Annotated in this window: 15 protein-coding genes and 1 tRNA gene; 4 read left to right on the forward strand and 12 right to left on the reverse strand. The window is 31.9% G+C overall.

Annotation, left to right across the window (positions count from 1 at the left end):
* The 10 genes from GMC_RS20110 to GMC_RS0115155 all read right to left on the reverse strand — a co-directional run.
* On the reverse strand, positions 1-2,656 hold a 2,656-nt coding region (locus GMC_RS20110), incomplete at its 3' end, for an SH3 domain-containing protein (protein ID WP_010522933.1).
* Between the two features lie 13 nt (positions 2,657-2,669).
* Positions 2,670-3,164: a PAAR domain-containing protein gene (locus GMC_RS22825; protein ID WP_010522934.1), complete on the reverse strand. Its 495-nt coding sequence runs from the start codon at positions 3,162-3,164 to the stop codon at positions 2,670-2,672.
* A gap of 17 nt (positions 3,165-3,181) precedes the next feature.
* The gene (locus GMC_RS0115095; RefSeq protein ID WP_010522935.1) at positions 3,182-5,017 is read right to left on the reverse strand and encodes a type VI secretion system Vgr family protein; all 1,836 of its coding nucleotides are present in this window, start codon (positions 5,015-5,017) and stop codon (positions 3,182-3,184) included.
* A gap of 5 nt (positions 5,018-5,022) precedes the next feature.
* Positions 5,023-5,544: a rhomboid family intramembrane serine protease gene (locus tag GMC_RS0115100; RefSeq protein ID WP_010522936.1), complete on the reverse strand. Its 522-nt coding sequence runs from the start codon at positions 5,542-5,544 to the stop codon at positions 5,023-5,025.
* Positions 5,541-5,945, reverse strand: coding sequence for a hypothetical protein (locus GMC_RS0115105; protein ID WP_029489819.1), 405 nt, complete (start codon positions 5,943-5,945; stop codon positions 5,541-5,543). The genes GMC_RS0115100 and GMC_RS0115105 overlap by 4 nt, the downstream gene beginning before the upstream one ends.
* A gap of 2,686 nt (positions 5,946-8,631) precedes the next feature.
* A complete protein-coding gene (locus GMC_RS0115135; RefSeq protein WP_010522943.1) occupies positions 8,632-9,900 on the reverse strand; it encodes a hypothetical protein in 1,269 nt (422 codons plus the stop codon).
* Between the two features lie 11 nt (positions 9,901-9,911).
* On the reverse strand, positions 9,912-10,313 hold the full coding sequence (gene tssD, locus GMC_RS0115140) for a type VI secretion system tube protein TssD (protein WP_010522944.1): 402 nt from the start codon (positions 10,311-10,313) through the stop codon (positions 9,912-9,914).
* A 172-nt stretch (positions 10,314-10,485) separates the two neighbouring features.
* A complete protein-coding gene (gene tssD, locus GMC_RS0115145; RefSeq protein WP_010522945.1) occupies positions 10,486-10,872 on the reverse strand; it encodes a type VI secretion system tube protein TssD in 387 nt (128 codons plus the stop codon).
* A 317-nt stretch (positions 10,873-11,189) separates the two neighbouring features.
* Complete coding sequence (locus GMC_RS0115150; protein ID WP_010522946.1) at positions 11,190-11,534, reverse strand: DUF3024 domain-containing protein; 345 nt, start codon at positions 11,532-11,534, stop codon at positions 11,190-11,192.
* 253 nt (positions 11,535-11,787) lie between these two features.
* Positions 11,788-11,861: transfer RNA gene (locus GMC_RS0115155), tRNA-Ile, on the reverse strand.
* Positions 11,862-12,025: 164 nt separating this feature from the next.
* Between GMC_RS0115155 and rbfA the strand changes: the two genes are divergently transcribed.
* Entirely contained in the window at positions 12,026-12,418 is a 393-nt protein-coding gene (rbfA, locus tag GMC_RS0115160) for a 30S ribosome-binding factor RbfA (RefSeq protein ID WP_010522947.1), read from the forward strand.
* Between the two features lie 4 nt (positions 12,419-12,422).
* Positions 12,423-13,625 (forward strand): ABC transporter permease, encoded by a 1,203-nt coding sequence (locus tag GMC_RS0115165; RefSeq protein WP_010522948.1) that lies wholly within the window; start codon positions 12,423-12,425, stop codon positions 13,623-13,625.
* Between the two features lie 89 nt (positions 13,626-13,714).
* Here the strand turns inward: GMC_RS0115165 and rlmF are convergent, their stop codons facing one another.
* Both rlmF and dusB read right to left on the reverse strand, forming a co-directional pair.
* Positions 13,715-14,638 carry a 23S rRNA (adenine(1618)-N(6))-methyltransferase RlmF gene (rlmF, locus tag GMC_RS0115170; RefSeq protein ID WP_010522949.1) on the reverse strand — a complete coding sequence of 308 codons (924 nt, stop codon included), beginning with the start codon at positions 14,636-14,638 and terminating at the stop codon, positions 13,715-13,717.
* A 94-nt stretch (positions 14,639-14,732) separates the two neighbouring features.
* Complete coding sequence (gene dusB / locus GMC_RS0115175; RefSeq protein WP_010522950.1) at positions 14,733-15,722, reverse strand: tRNA dihydrouridine synthase DusB; 990 nt, start codon at positions 15,720-15,722, stop codon at positions 14,733-14,735.
* 258 nt (positions 15,723-15,980) lie between these two features.
* Here dusB and GMC_RS21400 point away from each other — a divergent pair, with 258 nt between their 5' ends.
* Both GMC_RS21400 and GMC_RS0115195 read left to right on the forward strand, forming a co-directional pair.
* Positions 15,981-16,160, forward strand: a complete 180-nt coding sequence (locus GMC_RS21400; RefSeq protein WP_238528021.1) for a sigma factor — start codon at positions 15,981-15,983, stop codon at positions 16,158-16,160.
* A 294-nt stretch (positions 16,161-16,454) separates the two neighbouring features.
* On the forward strand, positions 16,455-17,990 hold the full coding sequence (locus GMC_RS0115195) for a T9SS type A sorting domain-containing protein (protein WP_010522952.1): 1,536 nt from the start codon (positions 16,455-16,457) through the stop codon (positions 17,988-17,990).
* Positions 17,991-18,377 lie beyond the last annotated feature (387 nt).

Below are 18,377 nucleotides of genomic sequence, written 5' to 3' on the forward strand. Positions count from 1 at the left end.
TAGGATGAAAATGATGTACATTCTTTTTATTAGGAAATTTAGGTGGTTCAGGAGCGTATTTTCCCTTTTTATATTTTTTATCTAAAATATCTAGCGCTGTGTTCATTTTGGGTTTGTACTGATCTTCTACACTATTTTCATCCTCAAATATAGGAGAATACTTCTTTACTACTTTCTTTTTTTCGAGTTTATATTCTTTATCTTCTTCAGTTTCTTTTCGTGAAAATGTTTTTGTTTTAAGTTTATCCCAAAACATTAAATTATCTACCTGCGCTTTATGAACCTCTAATTTATCAGCTTTGATTTGTTTTAACTCACTTTGGGCTTCTTCAGGTTGTTTACTAATTAAATAATCGTAAATTTTACTTATTTCTCCAGCAATTTCTTCCGGTGAATAAGCCCATTCTATTTTATGATTACAAACCATTTTCGAAATTTCCTGTTGAATCTCTAAAATACTAAAAGCAAAGTTTAATTCATCCTTGTCAAGTATATTATCTTTTATAATATCGAGGTTGGCGAGCAATGTTTCTATAAACTCACTACCATTTTCTTCAAAATCCCGTAAACCTTTAAGATCATAAATATATTCATCGCCACCATCAAACAATTTAAAGCCAAATTTATTCCAATCAAATGCACTAAATTTTTCAACGTCGCTTTTAATCCAGCCTTTCTGTGTAAATTCTTTAGATTGGTGTACGTAGGAACAGGAAACCTTTAAATAATCATCAACAACAGTGGTTCCTTTCAATTCTGTATTATGAATTATAGTAGCGATAACATCTTTTTGTAATTTTTCGATTTTATCACTTTCGTTTTTAGGAGCAATTACAAAGGCTTTGGTTATATTTTTAGAAAGTTTAGTAACTTCATTTTTCTTAACCGTAGTCATTTGAATAATCGGAATTGTAATTTCTTCCGTTATTTCTTCATTTTTCCAGCTATTTAAAATGAAGTCAATAGTAGTCGGATAATCACAAACAGATTTTAACCTTGTAGTTTTATGTTTGGTTTGAACTACTTCGGCAGTTTTATCTAAGTCTGTAATTTTTACCCAACACACTTTACCAGCTTCTTCTGGTTTAAATGTAACTTTACGAGATAAACCATCTTTAGGAGTAGATACCCAAATTAAACGGCTTGTTTCTTTATCCAGCAAATTGTCGAATAATTTATTTACTGCATTAAAATTTATATAGTCGTAACCTTTTGGCTTTTCTGTATATCCCTTATATTTTTCGTTTCCTTTATTTGAAGTATATATATGTCCTGCTACGGGTATAGTTTTTACTATACTTTCTTCAACTTTAATCTTAGCATAAATACCATTTGTTTCCAAAACTTTTACTGGTAGATGTTCCCTAAGATTAATATCAATTTCTACATTTTGTTCTAAGATTGTATCTTTTGGTAATTTTACGAAACGTAAATCCTTTTCAGTATTCCCTGCTTTAAAATCGTTATTTAGAAACTCTTCGGCGCCGTCTTCCATAAAAACATCTAACTGGCAGGCAGCATATCCTGTGTTTTGTTCATTGGTAACATATCCAGTATAGCCAATACAATCACCTGCTTTAATAGGAATATCACATTTTACAATATCATTCTTAGTAATTTTGTTCTCGTCAAAACTTACTTTTTCTTCAAAATTATTTTTACCTGAAAATCCTTCGTAACCTTCTAATACATACCAGCCATTTACTTTCTTTTCCTTTATGGTTACTGCTTGTCCGTGCTCGATAATATCAACTATTGTACTGTCTTTAGTTGTGGGTTTGTTGCGAATCCTGGCACCTTTTAAATCTTTTTTATCTTCAGGAACGGAGGATTTATCAATCCATATTTCATTATTTTCTTTAATGATAATTTCAAAACTATCCCCATGATCTTTTACACGTGGGTATTTCCTGGTTTTAGTAGGAGCTATACTAATATAAATATCATCATAGAAATCTCCATTTATATCGGTAAAGGTAACCTTGGCATAACTCCCTATTTTAATTAAATTACCTTCTGCATCTAAAGCTTTAGTTACTTTTTCTCCAAAAGGAACAACCACTTTTTTTGTACTGTCATCTCTCCAGTCTATTTTACCTGCTTTATTCAAAATTCTGGCGTTTAATCCTATACGCTTCTTTTTTACATATTCAAATTGTTCCTGAGCCTTTACGGTTAAATTTTTCTTTCCCATAAAATCAGGGAAAATAATTTTTTTGTTTTCCAAATACCTTCCTTCAATAGCACTAATAGGCATTAAATGATTATACAGGCTGTAAAAAGTAACAATTTTTTTCTCCGTTTCTGTTTTTTCGTTTTCTTTTCCTTTATCTTTAGATAATTCAATATCATGTTGGATGAGTATAAAGCAGTTGGAATATTTAAAGGTAGTTTTTTCTTCTGTTTCTTCCCTTTCGCTATTACTATCATTAAAAGCTTTTGTAGAACTTTTAGTTTTAGGAAGCTCCAGATAGTTATCCATAAATCGGTAAGCAATAATACGACCATCAGCAATGGCATGAATAGATTTATCTGCCTCCTCTATATGTACACCACTATGCCAAGTATTAAAATGACTAATTAAATACCTGCCGTATTTATTAGTAAATTTTAACCCTTTTGCGGTTCCGTCTTTTTCGGGATAACTTGTTTTCATAAACTATTTCAATTTACAAACTAATATTGAAATCCTTGATTTGTCCGTATTTTTTTTGTTCCTGCTCTTTAATTTCATTTTGAGCAGCAATAGCTTTTTTAAGCTGTTTGCTTCTGCCAGAAATAGCTGCTAAAGCAGTGAGGGTGGCTTTTACTTTAGGGAACGGAATTTCTTCAATAGGCATAATTTCTGTTTTACCACTCGGGCCGGTGCCAATTAATACTGTAGGATCCCCATCGGTGATACTTCCGCCATGCGCTGTTAACGAACCTGCTGTAGCTACTTGTTTCCCTTCAGCGATTACCGTAGCTTCTGCCTGGACAATAACATCGGGTGGTCCTGCACATACGCACATATCACCCATAAGGGCAAGAGGTTTATTTCCTACGAGTACAGTTTTTGCTCCTGGTCCAGAAACAGGTCCTCCAACATGGGGAGGCGGTGGGGTTCCTGGATTTAACATAGGGCAAATATGATTACTTCCGACTGTGGCTGCTGGTCCTGGCATAATTTTTAATTTAAGCTTTAATTCAGTTTTACAATTTTACCTGCTACTTCTGTTAATGTTTTTCCATTTAATTTGGCTGTAGCACCATTAACTTCAGCGCCAGCTTTTCCTTCAATTATTGCATTTGCTCCTTTTATTGTAGCATCCGAAGTGGCTTCAATGGCAAAAGCACCGTTGCTTTTAACGCTTGAGTCCCCACTGGATTGCAGCTTTAAAGAATCATTCGATAATACTGAAAGTTTCGATTCCGCGGCAATCTCAACGTTCTGCTCTGAGCCAATGTTTATATTTTCTTCCGCCTGAATATTGATATTTTTTGCAACTAAATTTAGTTCTTCAGTAGCATTAATCGTCAACGACTTTGCCTGAGTATCAAACGTGATAATACTGCCTTCATTATCATAAATATTGATTTTTTCTTCGCCTTTGGTGTCGTTAAGTTCTATAGTATGCCCACTTCGGGTACGGATGGCTTTGATGTTGTTGGCATCGGTTTGCCAGCTTTCGGGTTTGTTTTTACCAGTGTATAAGGCTCCCATTACGTAAGGGCGCTCGGCATTTCCTCCTTCAAAACCAACAATTACTTCTTCGCCAACTTCCGGAATAAAATGGAAACCTTTATTGCCACCGGAATGCGGAGTCATTACTCTTATCCACGGGGTACTTTGGTTTGTAGCTGCCTGCCAGGGGAATTGAACTTTTATACGGCTTAATCCATCGGGATCTACGTTTTCTAGTACTTTGGCAATTTGGGTTTCTGAATGGATAAAACTATTTACATTGGTTAGCGGATAAACATCAGTAGCTACTGGAATAGCTGTAAAAGAATTGGAGTAGCTTCCAGATTGGTTGTAATTATGATTTATGGCAACGATTCTGTAACTGCCTAGATTATTATCTGAACCAGTTATATTAATTTCATTACCTAGCCCTAAGCCTAAATAAAAACAAGTACCGCTTAAACTTACTAAATTTTGATCGGCTAATTTTTTTTGAACTTCCATGGCTTTTGATATTCGATTATTCAAGCCTGAATCATCAAATGTGTTATAATATAAATTATTGTTGGATGGATATAAAGAAGCACTATTCTGATTTACCGTATTGATATACATCTCGTTTGGTGTCGAAATATCGGACGAAGCAGCTTGTTGGGTTTGTTCGTTTAAATAGTCATTTGACAGAAAGGTGAAATTACCAGGAGCGGTGTGCAAACCAAAATTTACATTGCTTAAATTACCATTTAATTCCAGGGATATAGGATTACCAAAGTTTGGTTTTCCAAAATAAAGCGTTTCTTTAGAGTACAATAAAAATTCGCTATAATTTGCTGCTAAACGTTTTAAGAATTGGAACGTGCTTTGATTATTTTGAACACTATATTTTAATTCAATATCATTTTGAAGATTGATCTCCTTTTTAAAATCGGTAGCAGGAACATTTTCGGTTGCCTTTAAAATAATATCGCTTATTGTAGACTCAGAAAAGGATTTAAACTGCAATCCATCTTCAAGTAAAATACTGGTACTTTTTCCAGAGATTAAAATACCTTCCCTAAAATTTCCATTTTGGCTTCTCCTTATGCTTTGCAGGTTGGTTACGATGCCTTTAAAATAGAGTTCTTTTTCAACACCTTCTTCAATATTAAGCAATCTTATTGAACATGGCTTTCCTATAAACTCTTTAGTATTTTCTAAAAAACCTTTGGCAATATCATTTTCATCATAATGAGTGCCTTCTGTAGAAAAATTAAAACTAGCATGCTCACCAACTTTTTCATTTAAAGCGAAATTTTCAACGAGCGGTATTTCTGTTCCGTCTATGGTTACCTGTATTTTTGTATGTTGTGCCATAAGTTTTAAAAATTTAATATTTTATTACTAAAACTCCAATTTTTTAATTTGCCTTTTGTAATAAAATAGCCGGTTATAAATCCAATAACTAAGCTTAAAAATGGAGCGGTTATGTTTATATGCGTATTTACTGCTATAATGAAAAAAATAAGTAGATAAAATATAAGAAAATAATTTATCCAATTATCTAAAAAAACTGAATCGAATTTAAAAGAATGCATTGCTAAAATAATACCAATAAAAACGCATGTAGAACCCGATGCACCTGCAATAGGATTGGATTGAAAACCTATGTAAATTAAATTTGAAACAACACCTGCAATTACGTAAAAATAAAGTAGTGTATTTGACTTTATAATTCTTTCTGAAAACGATGAAGTCATTATCAAAACTGGAACATTAATCATAAAATGATAGAAACCTCTATGAATGAATATTCCTGTAAAAACTCTCCAAATTTCACCCTCTAAAATTTGAAACTTAACTAATCCCCCAACATTTACAATATGATTATTTGAAGGATTCATATAGCCGGATTCAATAAAAAAACATAAAATAAAACTACAGTGTTTGTAATTAACAAAGTAGCAGTAGTTTGATTGTTTTTTCTTTTCCAATTAAAAAAGGTTAATATATGATCAAAATCATCTGGTACTGAAGGCTGATTATTTTTATAACCTATATATCGGTTATGATTTATTGGTAGAAGCAAAATTAATACAAATACAAATAGTATTGCACTTATAGTATACATACATAGGATTAATGAAAAGTCATAATTCCATATACTACTTACAGGATGCAAAATATTGATATTAGCAGGATCATATATTTCAAATTGTATTAACAACAGTGGAACTAAAATTGCAGTAGCGAAAATGACTTGAAATAGAAAAAACGGATCACCGGTTTTGGTGTAATCTTTCATAACTTTAAGAATTTTCATTCTATTTCTTAAAAAGATAAGTACTGATAAAAAAGTAGTTAGTAAAGGTAACCAAATAAAAAACACATCATTTTTTAGTGAAATAATAGCGACAAATTCAATAAAAAACCATTGAAATAGTATCCAAATAGTATTAACTGCTAATAAAGTTAGCAGAAAAGGAAGAAATAATATTTTTATTTTTTTAATTGAATTTTCACTGGTTAATCTGAATTTTAAAAAGCTTTTGAAAAATAATATTTTAATTAAAGGTTAAGTTGATATAGAACTAAGTTATTGGTTCGCTTAGATTTTAAAATTTTAAACAGTAAACAAAAGCTATGTATTAAGATTTAATATATTTTTAATCATTATAAGTTCTATTCCAACATAGTAACATAGTATTAGATAAATGAATAAATAAATAAGTCCCCATTTTTGTCTTTTTACGTTAACATGTTTAAATTCATCAATGTATATTTTCCACTTATCCTTATACCAAAACCAAATGTAAAATTGACCAAATACTAGTAAAAAAATAGGCAGTAGAATTAATATTTTATTATTCCCATTAATTAAGAACGGTAATAATAAAGACATATAAATAATTAAAAAACCGATAGATATTATAAGTATAGCAGTATGGTGAGCATTATATCTTTCAATTGAAAATCTTCGATACCAACAATACGCTATAAAAAATAAATAGCGTATAAACTTTGGCGGATGTACTTTGAATAATAGATCATCCATAAATATTTCCTTTGCTTTTATCATCTAATTAGTTTTCGATACTAAAATAATTTTCTAAATACTTCACTTATATCGTATGATTTAATTGCGATTGTTAAACAAACAAATAAATAAATAAACAAGTATATCAAACCAATTTTTTGAGATTTACGATTTATATAACTAAATTCTTGTAAATAATTTTTCCATTTGTCATTATTCCAAAAAAAGATATATGAAATTAGACTTGAAAAAATAAACGCAAACCAAATATCAAAGTCCCCTAATAGATAATTTAAATTTAGAAAAATCGCTAATAGAAGACATAAATGTCCTACGGAAAGAAAAAGTATAGCTGTAAAATGCGCATCACTTCTTTCACTAGAAAATCGTCGATACCAACAATACGCTATAAAAAATAAATAGCGTATAAACTTTGGCGGATATATTTTAGAAATAGAGTCCATATTAAGCTGGGTAATTATAGTCATATACGAATATTGAACAGTTCGTAAAGTATAACTGGAAACAACGCAAACAATATGCTTAAAACCATGTATAAAAATAAGTATATAATATGTTTTTTTCTCTTTTTAGCTTTGACATAATTAAATTCATTAATATATCTTCTCCATTTTTCATTTTTCCAAAACCAGAGATATGATAAAACAAACGGTAGCAGTAATACTAATATATTTTCTAAAATTCTATTTTCAATACCTGTTATAAAACATAGTCCATACATAAACCCTATATGCGGCATAATCAAAAACAAAATAGCAGTATTATGTGCATCAGTTCTTTCGCTTGTATAAGACCTATACCATGAATAACCTACATAGAATAGGTATCTCAAATATTTAGGAGGGTTTATTATTTTCTTAAATTTCATATTATTTAAAATCGCTTGTAAACAAACGTTTGGGAGCTATATATGTATTATCTCTTGAGAAAACGTTTTGCTCTCTATATATCTTTTTTGACTCAGGAATTGCCATATCCATTTCATACCGTTATTTTTTTGTGAAATAAAAAATTTAACCTAGAATTCAAATTTTGTTATGAGTTAATAGTTTGATTATTTACATATTTTATTTAGATCTATTTGTTCTATAGTTATTTCCAAATTTGCATATCAAAAAATTCTTTTAAAATAATTGGTAATGATGCAATTACAATGCAGCTAATAGCATAGATTATTAATAGAAAAGAATGTTTTTTTTGATTTTCTATTGAAACATATTTAAATTCTTCAATATATAGCTTCCATTTATGTTTGTGCCAAAACCATACATAGAATTGTATGAATACTATTAAAAAAACTATAAATAATAATGGCTTTTTAAAATATCCAAAAGTAAACCCTATAATGGAGGTATGTATTAGCATAAATCCAAAGGAAAGAAAAAGTATAGCAGTATTATGTGCGTTATATCTCTCGATCGTATATCTGCGATATAGACTATACGATATAAAAAACAAATATCTTATTAATTCTGGGGGTTTTATTTTTCTAATAACGTTCATATTTAACTTTATACCTAGCATAATTAAAAACGGATATTAAAAAATTCATAAATAAGTATCGGAAAAAAAGAAAACAATAAACAAACAGATAAGTATATGAATAAATAGATTACATGTTTTTTTTGTAGATTTTTAGGAACATTTTTAAATTCATCTAGAAAAAACTTCCATTTTTGTTTATGCCAAAAAAACACATATAAAAAAAGACTTGCTATTAATAATATTAAATATCCAGAATAAGTATCAAATTTTATTGGTATATAATATGATAATCCAAATAAGAACAAAATAAGTCCCGCACCTATAAATAATATTGCAGTATGATGCGCATTGTATCGTTCTATAGCATATCTTCTATACATACTATAAGATATGAAAAATAAATAGCGTAAAAATTTTGGTGGATATAGTTTATCTATAAAACTCATAATTATTTAAAATCACTGGTAAACAATTTTTTTGATTCTATATAGGTATTATCACGTTGGACTATTCTTTGTTCTCTAAAATGTTTTTTTGTTTCCGGAACTGCCATATTCATTTCATATTCAAAAATAACATCGTCTAATTTTAATCTACCATTATTAATTCTATTTAAATGCATTTCTACTGCTTCTGCTGTTGTAAATCCAGAAGCTTGCCCTAAATCGCCTAATTCAGATTCACTCATTACTAAAAAATAAGTACCCGAAATTACCCAACCATATATTGGTACAAATGCAATAACACTTATTATAATATCTATTCCATTTCGAATATAAACTGCATTTCTATTTGAATCATTATAATCATAAGCAGATTTTATGTTACTAGAACTAAATCCTATTGAAAATAGAGAAAAAACACCACCTGCTAATTTTGCGTTTGCCGCACTTTTTAAGAGTTTTGAATTACGCTGATTAGACCAATGCTTACTAACCCTTAACTGTTGTTTTTTGAAACCATTTATTTCTTTCTCTATATCTTGAAAGTTATGCCAATTTCCACTTTTAGCTTGCCATTTTCCGTCAATAAATGTTTTGTTAAATAAATTAATAGATTCTTTATAATTTGATTTTCCTAAAAAATATGCCTCTAATGTTCCTAAAATAGTACCTGTATACCCGTTTGCACTTTCCCAATCAAAACCTTCATCAGTATGCTCCATTCGGCGCTGCGGATAAAAACCATAGCCGTATTGTTTGGGATCAAATAAATGAGGCGTTAATACGTAATCATCTTGGTAACGCAAAGTTTTTCCATTTTTAGGATCATAAGCACTTACCGCCATTACAGGTGTACCGTTAAAATCATTTTTTAACTCTACGGTAATTCTTGATTCTTTACTAAAATCAAACCATAAGGTAGTTTGCGGATCATATACCGAATAGCCGTTAAAAGTTTCTTTAACATATTTTTTATGTAAATCATTTTCAGGTTTAGAAGGAATCCTTTGTGCCTGCGCGCGTAGTGATTCATAAATGTTACGGTCCGGAGCTGTATCGGCACCGTGCCGCATAGCTAAGTCCACGTTATATAATGCCTCTGATAATTCGGTTCTGGTATTGTCCAGTTCAAACTTTAAATGTGATCCAAGTTCATTAAGTACATTCTGGGAATTACAACTACCCGGATGAATCCTTGACTTTGAATTCTCTATACATTGTTTAAGTATTTTATCAAAATCTGTTAAACTATGATTGTTTATTTTAACTTTCATAATTACAACTCTTAACTGTTTGTCTGACCCCAGTTGTTTTTTAAAGTAGCGTCACCGTTCAAGTTAATTTCTTCGGCAACAATGCTAACAGTCATAAGTAACGGCTGATTATTATTATCATCAAAATTACCCGTTATATTGGTACAATAAGCATTTTTAAAGTCAATTGCCAATTCTTTAGACATGGCATCGTGTTTATAAAAAATAACGGTACCATCTTTAGTTTGTGTAGGACTAAACATCCAATGTGCTAATTGAAGATTTCTGCCCATGTTTAACGTAACATTTAATAATCCGCCTAACGGGTTTCCATTAGGTTTTAAATTACTACCCATAGGTTGGGTAAAATTAAAATTACAATTAATAATCTTGTATGAATTACCATCAATTTCAAGTGAAGCTTTAAAAGACATATAATTTTTTTTTGGAAAGGATATTAATACTATAAATAGTTAAGTCAAAATTTAATGAGTGAATGAACTAAATTTATAAATAGATGTTACAATATAATGAGTTAAAAATTAAAAAGGGAACAAATTAATTAAAATTGCCCCCTTTAAAATTGTTTTTGATGTTATAATCAAATTACACCCATTCGTTAACATGCTCTCCGTTACCCACTGCGATTTCGCGTGCTGAAATAGTGATTTTTTCAGTCATTGGGTTTTTACCAGTAGCATCAAAATTTTCAGTATATTTCACTGCATAAGCATCAGTGAAGTTTAATTCTTTAGAAGTTGCTTCCGTATCTCTTTTTAAGAATACAATAGAGCCACTTCTCATTTCGAAATTGTTGAACATCCAGTCAGATAAACTAGTATCTGATGTAGATTCAACCTCAATAGTAATCATTCCACCACGTGTTACAGAAGATGGACGACCTGTAGCATCAGTTTCCTGACTTAAACCATAGTGACAGTTTAATACGTTGAACTCTTTTCCTGCTACTTTTAATTTTGCTTTAAAAGACATAATAAAAATTTTTAATAATTATAATAATAAACGTGAATTATTCACCGCTTAAATATATAATTATAATTTAATAATAAAAACAAAAAATGTTTGAAATCAATTACTTATCAAAACTATCCATCTACAGTGCTTGATAAGTTTACCGATAAATTCAAATGAACCCAATGATCAAAACATTCCAAAGTAGCTGTTTCCAAAAAGGCGACAAAAAAAACGAAAGTCCTGATGGCTAATGATGCCTATGGGTTTAATGGGAATTTGTAATGATGAAGTGTTGCTTCTAAAAAGCAAAATCAACTAAGATCAAATTGTTAATGTTAGCCGAAAAAACAATGTAATTTATCTTCTTTAATGATTTGTAATACTTCCTGTAAGCTTTCGGAATCACTGAGTTCTGGATAAAGTTCCCATTCACCAGAGCTGTGCATCCAGTAAAGTTTCCAAACTTTTTGAGATTTTACATACCGAATTTTGGCAAAAGGAAATTCCATTTTTTTAGAAGCATCCATCCAATCAGGGCGAATTTCAGAAAATTCATAAGCTTTACTAACCAACTTGTAACCGATATCTATTTGATCCCTTTTTTCAGCAGGAGGCCTTAGTTCTTCAATAAAAGAATCTATAATGGCTTTATTGAAATCTACTATTTTTGAAGCATCCATTTGCAGAAAATTTAGAGATTGAATTTTATAAATCTATTCAAAAGTAAGCAAACTCCCTGAATCCGAAAATTAGAAAAAGAATCCTTGATACTCTTGTAGTATGGAGCAGGTTTCTTTTCAAAATTACAAACTGTCATTGACTCCATAGCGACACTAACTGCAAAGCATTTAAAAAGACTTGAAAAACGGGCAAATTCTCCTAGAAACTAAAAAAGAGCTACGTTAATAAAACGTAACTCTTTGATTATTAGCGTGGCCCCACATGGGCTCGAACCATGGACTTTCTGATTATGAGTCAGATACTCTAACCAACTGAGTTATAGGGCCAGAATTTTTATATCAAAAATGATTTAAAATTCGGATTGCAAATGTATATAAATGCAACAAAGCTTCCAAATAATATATGCTATTTTATATGTAATTTGTTTAATCGTCTATTTAGGCTTTAAAATTGAAATTACTTGTAAGCTTAAAAGCTGTATTTTTGCAGTATGGAAACAAATAGACAGAAAAAAATTGCAGGGGTACTGCAAAAGGATATTGCCGATGTTATCAGTCAGGCACTTCGTGAAGGAGGGGTTAATGGAGTATTAGTTTCTGTAACAAAAGTTACCGTTACTACTGATTTATCTATTTCCAAGGTGTACATGAGTGTTTTTCCGCATACGGAGGCGGAAAAAGTGCTTGCAGATGTGACTGAAGTAAAGTCGCAAATAAAGCATCAAGTAGCTTTAAAAACAAAAAATCAATTGAGGCGAATGCCTGAATTAGAATTTTTTATTGATGATTCTTTAGAGTATATTGAGCGTATCGATGAGGCGGTAAAAGGAACTGAAAACCCAATTTACGATACCAACTTGTTGGAAAAACGCAAAAAGAAATAAGTAGTTGAAATTTCCACTGTATATAGCAAAAAGGTATTTGTTTTCTCGTGGTTCTACACAGGCAATAAATATAATTACTGCCATTGCAGCTGTGGGAATTATTGTAGGTGCTCTGAGTCTATTTGTAGTACTTTCCGCCTTTGATGGATTAAAAAATCTTCACTTGGAATACACTTCCATTGCTGATCCGGATGTTAAAGTTTATGCCGCGCAAGGAAAATTCTTTGAATTTACTGAAGCCCAAAAACAACAAATCGCTTCTATAAAAGGGCTAACTTCATTTTCAAGTATTGTTGAAAATCAAGTTATTTTAAATTTTAAACAAAAAAGACAAAATGCTATTATAAAAGGTGTGGACGCTAATTATGTCAATGTCATTGCTGTGGATAGCATATTAGATTACGGAAATTGGTTTGACGGAAAAGAATTTTATATTGTTTTAGGCAATCAAATAAGCAATGTATTAAGTATTGGGATTAACAATTATGAAACACCGCTGGATTTAGTCATGCCTAAAGCAGGTAAAGGGCAAATAACCAATTTAATGGATGCTTTTCGGACTGAAAAAGTAATTGTGAGTGGTATTTATCAGTTGACCAACGAAATGGATAAAAAATATGCGTTCACTTCTATTACTTTAGCGCGTAAATTATTGAATTTAGATAAAAATAAAGTCTCGCATATTGAGGCACGACTTGCTCCCGATGCAAATTATGGCTTTATCCGCACCAGGTTAACTGAAATATTAGGACCTGATGTGGTTATAAAAAGTCGCATCCAGTTAAATGATGCCATGTACAAAATGTTAAATACCGAAAATTTAATAGTTTATTTACTATTTACACTTGTACTTATTGTAGCGCTTTTTAGCTTAATCGGTGCTATGATTATGATGATTATTGATAAAAAGCGCAACCTACAAACCTTACATAAACTTGGTGCTAGCTTAAAAAAAATACGACTTATCTTTTTTTTGCAAGGAATGTTAATGACAATTCTAGGGGGCTTGTTAGGTGTTTTTTTAGGGGTTATTTTAATAAAAATACAACAAGCTACAAGTTTGGTAATGATAACACCAAGTTTGGCTTACCCAACAAAACTAAATTTTTTAAACGGAGTTATAGTATTGGGAACACTTTATGTATTAGGTATAATTGCCTCAAGCATTGCCTCACTTAGCATAAAAAAAGAGATTTTGGTGGGTTAACTTCTTTTGAAAAAAGATGCCGTTTTATTGAAAGAAGATTGGCTTCGACCAACAGCCTCTAACCTTCAACCCACTACCTTTGTCCCCAGCTAATCGTTAAATGTCCACGCAATAATTCGACTCACTTTGTTGCCTTGTCCCATAGGGATTACTTTAAATGAGGCAGCTTCGGCTTCCTTTAATGCTTTTTTTAAGGGGCGAATGTTCTCTTTTTTTGAAACTAAAGAGCTAAACCAAGTACAGTTGTTTTTATAATTTCTACTTTGGAAAATGATATTTTTTATAAATTTCAGTTCGCCACCATCACACCAAAGTTCATTGTGCTGTCCGCCAAAATTTAATTCTGGGTTTTCTATTTCCTTACCTGTTAAGTTTTTTAGTTTTCTGAAATTACTACTTAAAGCCGCTTCTGCGGAAGCGTGGAAAGGAGGATTACAAATACTAACGGTAATATGCTCATCATCGGCTAAAATATCTCTAAAAATAGAGTTTGGATTGCCTTGCAGGCGTAAATCAACCTTGTCTTTTAACTGCGGGTTTTTGCTTACTATATTTTTTGCAGAAGCTAAAGCAACTTCCGAAATATCGGAACCAATAAATGACCATCCATATTCGCTATTTCCAATAATGGGGTACACACAATTAGCACCTACACCAATATCTAAACATATGGTTTTTTCTCCTTTTGGGATTTCGTTATTGTGATGCTCAGCCAATAAATCGGCTATGTAGTGTATGTAATCCGCTCTTCCAGGAATAGGGGAGCATAAATGACCTTCGGGAATATCCCAAAAATTGATGTTATAATAGTGTTTCAATAACGCACTATTCAATGCTTTTACGCCAGTAGGATTTGAAAAATCAATAGACAAATCTCCGTATTGATTAGGTCTAACAAATTCTTTTAGTGCAGGTAATGCGGTTGTTAATACATCAAAATCGTAACGTTCAATATGTTTATTCCTGGGATGTAAATTTGCTTTTTTATTGGTTTTCGGTTTTTTTGTTATCATGATAATTTTGTTTTGTATAATTAATCCATGATTTAAAACCACAAATTGGAAATCGTATTATTGTTATAATTTGATTAATGAATTTTAAACAGTACTAAAAAGTATATGCTGCAAAGCGTTCATTAATTTCATCAAGGATGCTAAAAACGTCCTCGGGTGGATCAGTGGTAACTAATCGCTGGCGGTAGGGTTTAATATCCCGAATTCCTTTAAAATAGTTGGTGTAATGCCTGCGGGTTTCTACAATACCTAATTTTTCACCTTTCCAGCCTATGGACATTTCTAGATGGCGTTTGGCCACTTCAACACGTTCTGCAATAGTTGGTGGAGCTTTATGCTCTCCTGTTTCAAAAAAATGTTTTACTTCATTAAAAAACCACGGATACCCAATACTTGCACGCCCAATCATAGCACCATCTAAACCGTATTGATCTCTCATTTCAACGGCGCGTTCAGGACTATCCACATCGCCATTTCCAAATACGGGAATGTGCATGCGTTGGTTGTTTTTTACTTCGGCAATAGGTTTCCAATCGGCTTCACCTTTGTATAATTGTGCTCGGGTACGTCCGTGAATGGCAATGGATTTACAACCAACATCTTGTAGGCGTTCAGCAACTTCAACAATTCTGATAGAATCATGATCCCAGCCCAAACGTGTTTTTACAGTTACGGGCAAGTGCGTATGCTTTACCATCGCCTCGGTAAGCTTTACCATAAGGTCAATATCCTTTAAAATACCAGCACCAGCACCTTTACTAACCACTTTTTTAACAGGACAACCAAAATTGATATCAATAATATCAGGTTTGGAGGCTTCTACAATTTCTACCGATCGTAGCATGGAATCTAAATTGGCACCAAAAATTTGAATGCCTACTGGTCTTTCCTTTTCGTAAATATCCAGTTTCATTACACTTTTGGCGGCATCTCTAATTAATCCTTCCGAGGATATAAATTCAGTATACACTACATCAGCGCCCTGCTCTTTGCATAAAGCTCTAAAAGGGGGGTCACTTACATCTTCCATGGGTGCTAATAGCAATGGAAATTCACCTACATCTATGTCGCCTATTTTTGCCAATTGATATCGAAAATTATGGTTGTTGCAAAGGTATTACTTTTTAATTCGAAATCAAGGATGTAGGTATAAGTCCATAACTTTAGAATAAATTCACTAATTTTTAAAAAAATTGTCACCAAATTTAAAAATAGATTCGTCGTAGTATTGTATGAACCAATTAAATAAAACAAAAGTAAAAAAATTTATGTTAATTTTTACAGGTACCAGTTATGAAGAATTAGGCTTTTCGCCTGAAGAAATGCAAAACAGAATGGATAGATGGTCTCAATATTGACACTTATTTTTGGATTGCAGCATTTAGAAACTATAGAAGATGCGGCACAAGATACCTTTATAAAAGCAACATTGAGCTGGCGCAATCACCGACCCGATAACCTAGAAGCTTGGTTAACAAAGGCTGCTAAAAATAGGGTGCTGGATTTGTTTACAGCGTTTTGACAAACACTGAAACATGTTTAAAATTCAGCTTTAGTACAAATAGTTTTTTCCTCTGTATTGGCAGTGTATTCGTACTTTTTATAATGAAGTTTAGTAAAAGAGAGGGTTTCATATGAATTTGAACTATTGGAGCCATGGAGTAGATTTTTGTAAAGAAAGTGAGTTCGCATATAAATTTAAATCAGAAGATACTTTAAAAATATAAATAATTTAATGAAAAAGAATAAATATTATTTATTTCGTAATTTTTTATTTTGTAAATTAGTTATTGCTTGATAACTAATTCAAAATATTATGAAATTAAAAATGTCTATCGGTATTTGTGCACTGTTCTGTGCGTATATTTTTGCTCAACCAAGTCCGCCCTCTGGTAAAAAGTGGGTAAAAGTAAATGAACTATCGGATGAATTTTCTGGAGGACAAATAAACAGTCAAAAATGGTTCGATTACCATCCTTTTTGGAAGGGAAGACTTCCTAGTCAATTTAAAAAAGGAAATGCTACGCAGTCAGGCGGATTTTTAAGATTGAAATCTACATTATTCAGAAATCCGAATTCAGTTAATAATAAATTTAAGGATCACTGGGTGGACGCCGCAGCTGTAGTTTCCAAAAACAAATCGGCTACTCCAGGATATTACTACGAGTGCAGGATGAAAGCGTCCAATTTATCCATGACTTCCTCTTTTTGGTTTCGGGTAGGCGCTTTTTCAGAAATTGATGTTATTGAACATATTGGAAACCCTGCCAATAGGAATGTAGCCTCAAAAGAATTCCAATATGATGCGAATACACATTATTACGGAAAATTTGCAGGTATTCGGCCTTTAGATGCTAAATGGACAATGCCATTTAGAGGGCGGGACAGGTTTCATAACTTTGGTTTTTGGTGGAAAAGTCCTAATGAATTATTATTCTACTACAATGGCAACCAGGTCATGAAAATTGTTCCAAGAAGACCATTTGACGAAAAACTTCACATGATTTTTGATACTGAGGTTTTCCCTTTTGAAACCGCTGGAGTTGCTAATATAGGATTGCCTAGAGTAAATCATTTAAATGACAATTCTAAAAATACCATGTTGGTCGACTGGGTACGTGTATACAAGCTAGAAAATGGAACGCCTAGCAATTCAGGTGGATCCACTGGCGTAGGAGGTGCTCCAATTAATAAAGTGATATCGTTGCGAAAAACAGGTGGAAATAGAGGGTATGTTGCAGCCGAAGCAGCCAATAATAGGTTAATTGCTAACCGAAGTAGAATTGGAAGTTGGGAAAGATTTAGGGTAGAATCACACCCAAGGGGAGGTATTGCACTAAAGGCGTTAGTTAACAATAAATACGTTCAAGTACCTAATACGGATATTCAGGCATCAGTTAGGCCTAATGGTAATGGTAAGTTTGCTTGGGAGCGTTTTGAGTGGGAATCAAGGGGAAATGGAAAAGTGGCTTTTAAAAGTGTGCATACAGGAAGGTATTTGCAAGCTGCATGGACAGAAGATAATGGAGTTATTAGAGCCAGAGGAGGGTCCGCAAAAGGTTGGGAAACCTTTGATTGGAAAGAATTGTCTGGGGCTAAAGTTTTAGATGATTTATCAGTAAATGAAGCGTTAATTGCCTATCCGAATCCCGTGACCAGTTTTATAGAATTAAAAGGAACTCATAGTGTCGATGCACAAATTTCAGATATCAACGGAAAATTAATTCCTGTGCGCATTACACCTTCAAAAGAGACCAACTCAATTTTTGTTGAATTTGATACCTCGGTAAGTTCAGGCGTTTATTTTGTGAAAACAGCATCGGGAAAAACAATTCGTTTTGTTAAAAAGTAATGCCAAATTTGATTTCAAATGGATAATTCAATATCCATAACGGTATAATTCCACATTGCAAGTTTAAAGACTATTTGTTTAAAAATTAAGGCAAGACTTGATAGATCTTGCCTTAATTTTAAATTACTCAAATAAAAATTCGATTTTTTGTTTGAATGATAAAGAAACTACAAGCGAAGCCTTTGCCACAGTAGTGCTTTATTTTTAAGTAATAAACAAAAAAGAACCCTTTTGAATAGAAAATTCAGCGAATAAAACGGTTTAATAGGTGCTTTATCTGCTTCATTTTTCTTCAAAACGCGAAAGGTTTTCCATAAAGTGATAAATAGCGTTTTTCAAAAGTTTTTTTGTAGGAAATGGTTGTTTGCAAGCAACCTTTTGTGTTTC

The organism is Aquimarina agarivorans (assembly GCF_000218485.1).
GTDB lineage: Bacteria > Bacteroidota > Bacteroidia > Flavobacteriales > Flavobacteriaceae > Aquimarina > Aquimarina agarivorans.